The organism is Chryseobacterium sp. 2TAF14 (assembly GCF_052115105.1).
Classification (GTDB): domain Bacteria; phylum Bacteroidota; class Bacteroidia; order Flavobacteriales; family Weeksellaceae; genus Chryseobacterium.
In genome coordinates this window covers 1-1,318 of the sequence record NZ_JBFRGA010000322.1, presented here as the reverse complement: position 1 = coordinate 1,318, position 1,318 = coordinate 1, and the positions used below count along the sequence as shown (strand labels likewise).

At 35.4% G+C, this 1,318-nt stretch carries 1 pseudogene; it reads left to right on the top strand.

The window, feature by feature from the left end:
* Positions 1 to 1,318: pseudogene (locus tag AB4Y90_RS17920) on the top strand (hypothetical protein); the annotation flags it as partial.

The following is a 1,318-nucleotide window of genomic DNA, read 5'->3' as shown; positions in this document are numbered from 1 at the left end:
GCTTAGAAACAGCCAATTGAGAAAAGAAGTTCGTCTTTCGGATATCATTAGTGAGATTATGAAAATTGACGGCATCAAAGAAATTCATGAAATTTCTATTGCCGGATGTGACAGCATGATTAAACAAAACAACGACTGGCTGATCTGCATCGAAAAAGGCAGAAAACCGGAACTGTGCGAGCTGAGTTCTTTCAGTTACAGCAAAGGTGCTCTTCCGTTAAATATCAATAAAGAGAAAGTAGAGAATTATCTGGAAAATCTTAAAAGAGAAGAAGAAGTTCTCAGAGATGATGCAAGACAAAATAAAGAGCTGGTTTTACCGCAGGGAACTTCTTATGACGTAGCCAATTACGCTACTATTTTAAATGAATTTCCGGATACTTACGGTGTAGGAACATCAGGAATCATAGGAAACCAGAATCCTGAAAGAGAAGCATTGGCAAAACAATTAAAAGGATATTTATTGTTTTTTGATCAGATTCTTGCAGGCTACTTTAAACATCTTGAAAAAGTAAAAGAAGTGTTAAGCGTAAATGGTGATCTAAAGAGAACGTATTTTACGCAGGCTCTTAAAAACATTAAAGGTTTTGATGAGTTGGTTTCAGGTTACTCAACCGATAATGATGACCAGCTTACAGATTCATTATATGAAGAGCTAGATAATAGCGTAGAACGCCGAAACGAAATTTTAGACCATTTGATTTCCCGTTTTGCAGAAACATTCAGCGATTATAGTTTCTTAATGAAATCGCTGTACGGAAATTCTACGGACGAGATTGTTTTAAGTAATAAACAAAGCTTCCTGAATGAATACAAATCTTTGAGTAAAGACCGTGGTTTAGGCTATAACTATACATTGATTGCAGATTCTGAGATTTGGAATACCAAAAATATTTCAGGTGCACAGAAAAGAATTGCACGTTTGCTGGGAATTAAAGATTATACTCAAAGAACCCTGTCTCAGTCGCCGGTTTCAATTATTGTTACAGAAGATACTAATGGCAAAAAAACGTATACCTGGAAGGTAAAAGATGCCGAAAGCAATATTGTTTTGTCATCTGTAAATTCTTACAAAATAGAATATGCCGCAACCAAAAATCTGAATGAAGCGATTTATCAGACCATTCAGATCGATCAGGAAGACCTTGAAAACGTATTAGATAAATTAGACGAGACAAAATTAGAAGAAACAATTGAGAAGTTAAAAAACTGCGAAAATAATTTCTGCTTAATCGGAAATATAAAAATCCGGGTTTCATTGGGCGGTAACTTTTATCTTGAAATTATCGATGATCCCGTTACGCAGACTGTCATTGCC